Here is a 2256-nt window from a genome sequence, read left to right as displayed (position 1 = left end):
GCAACCGCCTCGTCGGCATCCTCCACGGCTGCCTCAAAACCCGCACCACCTACGACGAGGCGACCGCCTGGTCACACCACGCCCACACCCCCGCCGCTTGACACCAAACGACATGGGGTGTCTGACCGGCCCGCAGCCAGTCCTCCCGCCGGTCCTGGACGGTTCCCAGCAGGCAAGCTGTGGTGTCGTCTCGAACCTCGCTGTACCGCGCCCGGCCACCACCCGCCTACCCGCGAAGTCGCGTACCGGGTGCCCTGCCGTCCCGTTTGCGGGGCCCGAAGGCATACGCCGACCCCTTCGGTGGCCGACTCGCTGTCGTCGATGTGCGTCCAGCGGACCATGTCCTCGGAAATCCCGGGCTCCGCGGCGTCGGGGCATTGCGTCCCTCGGCGTCGTCGATCAGGTCCAGGAGGGTCTGGAGGTGCCATGCCTCCGGGAAGACCAGCCGCGCTCCTTCCATGAGGGCGGCACCGCACAGGCCCGCTCGGATGGCTTCGGGTATCTCTTCCTCCGTGAACGGACAGCGGCTGGTGTGTCGTCGTTGGATGGCTGGGTACAGAGCGGCCAGATCGTCTCGGCCGACCTGGCTCGGCCGGACCGGGCGCACGGTGGCGAGCAGCTGCGGATCGGCGGGGTTGGGCAGCGTCGCTGTCACCGGCTCCCAGCCGGCCTGAGTGGCGGCCACGCGCAGATTGAACAGCGCGGCGCCGCAGCCCAGGTGCAGACCACGGCCGTCGGGGTCGGCGTGCGGCATGGCCCGGTTGGGATCGGACCGCAGGTGAAGGGTGCGAGTGCTGGTGAAGAAGCGGAACCGCCAGGGCTGCGCGTTGTGCATGGACGGGGCCGCCACAGCGTCCCTGATCAGCTGGGCGGCAGCCTGTGCCGTCAGCGGTTCTGCCGACATCGGGACTCCTTTCCTCGGGGAGTCCGCGGCCTGGCCACGCATTCGGGCAGTGTCCCTCACGACGCGCCTTCGCTTTCACGATATGGGTTGGCGCTAGAGTCCACCTTGTACATGTTTGATCAAATTGGCGACTCTGTGAAGGCGGGCATATGTCGGCCCTGCACCCAGCCCCCGGACAGGTGATGGCGCTCTCCTTCACCGGCCGCGAATGGTGGGCGATCGTCCATGGCATGCTCCTGGGCGCCGCATTCCTGCTCGCGTTCGCCGGTGGCCTCGCTGAGCTGTACAGCCTCAAACCGGCGCTGATGACACGCGAAGGGGTGCGCGAGCGTATGCGGCGGGTCAGGATCGGCGTCACCGCCATGGCAGTGACGGCGTGGGTCACCGTCATCACCGGCACCTGGATCGTCTATCCCTGGTACCGCGAGGCGACGCCCGACAGTCCGCGGTCGCAGTTGCTCGCCGACCCGGCCAACGCGGACTGGCACGAGTTCGGCATGGAGTGGAAGGAACACGTGGCCTGGATCAGCCCCATCCTGGCCACCGCCGTCGCCTTCATCGTCTGGTATTACGGCTCCGGCCTGATCCGGCACAACCGCGTCCGCCGCACCACGATCGCCCTGTTCACCCTGTCCTTCGTCTTCGCAGCGATCGCGGGAGCGCTCGGCGCTTTCATCACCAAAGTCGCGCCAGTCCAATAGTCAGGCAGTCCGACGCATCGGACACCACCGAAGGGAGGCGCCGCCGTGGAGCGGACGGACACCGCGCATACTGCCGGAGGAGGGGGCGATGAGGCATTTCCTCACAGCGAAAAGGGCGAGGGGCCCATTTCCGCGGCGATCATCGCCGCGGGGTTCGGCGCCACCGCGCTGGGTCTGCTCACCACGCTCGCCGAGGCCAGCGAGAGCGTGAAGGATGCCCTGACCTGGAGTGACGACGTCGGACCCCTCTCCGGCAAAACCAGCCTGGCCGTGGCGGTGTGGCTACTGGCCTGGGTCCTGCTGCACGCCGCGCTCCGCAATAAGCCGTACGAGACACTCCCGGCGCTGGGCATCACCCTGGCCCTCATCGGGCTAGGGGTCCTTGGCACCTTCCCCGAGTTCTTCCAGCTCTTTGCGCCTGAATAGCCGACCTCCGCACGCCCGCACGACACGGTCCTACGGTCAAGCCCTCGGTCGGCGGAGTGGATTTGGGCTTGCTTGGCGTGAGTGATCATGGCCCCTTAAGAACTCCTAACAAAGTGGCCCTGGAATGTGGGTGGTTGTGGGGTTGTTGACTGGTACATGAGGAAGGGTCAGCAGCTTCCGTGGATCGTGCAGGATGAGTTGTGGGTGCGGATCGAGCCGTTGCTG

At 67.2% G+C, this 2256-nt stretch carries 3 protein-coding genes; 2 read left to right on the top strand and 1 reads right to left on the bottom strand.

Annotation, left to right across the window (positions count from 1 at the left end; genetic code table 11):
* Positions 1-226: 226 nt before the first annotated feature.
* Complete coding sequence (locus F7R91_RS41670) at positions 227-904, bottom strand: nitroreductase family protein (RefSeq protein ID WP_150959069.1); 678 nt, start codon at positions 902-904, stop codon at positions 227-229.
* Positions 905-1053: 149 nt separating this feature from the next.
* On the opposite strand from F7R91_RS41670, the gene F7R91_RS41665 reads away from it, so the two are divergent.
* The gene (locus tag F7R91_RS41665) at positions 1054-1605 is read left to right on the top strand and encodes a hypothetical protein (protein ID WP_150959067.1); all 552 of its coding nucleotides are present in this window, start codon (positions 1054-1056) and stop codon (positions 1603-1605) included.
* 45 nt (positions 1606-1650) lie between these two features.
* Positions 1651-2031, top strand: coding sequence for a hypothetical protein (locus F7R91_RS41660; RefSeq protein ID WP_150959065.1), 381 nt, complete (start codon positions 1651-1653; stop codon positions 2029-2031).
* Positions 2032-2256 lie beyond the last annotated feature (225 nt).

Origin of the sequence: Streptomyces luteolifulvus (assembly GCF_008806595.1) — a bacterium.
In the GTDB taxonomy this organism is placed as follows: Bacteria; Actinomycetota; Actinomycetes; order Streptomycetales; family Streptomycetaceae; genus Streptomyces; species Streptomyces luteolifulvus.
Note: the sequence above shows the minus strand (reverse complement) of the source record. Positions and strands in the feature narration are given on the sequence as shown.

Bases quoted from the DNA above. Each gene is read 5' to 3' on its own strand.
- F7R91_RS41670 (WP_150959069.1), bottom strand. From the start codon at position 904: ATGTCGGCAGAACCGCTGACGGCACAGGCTGCCGCCCAGCTGATCAGG.
- F7R91_RS41665 (WP_150959067.1), top strand. From the start codon at position 1,054: ATGTCGGCCCTGCACCCAGCCCCCGGACAGGTGATGGCGCTCTCCTTC.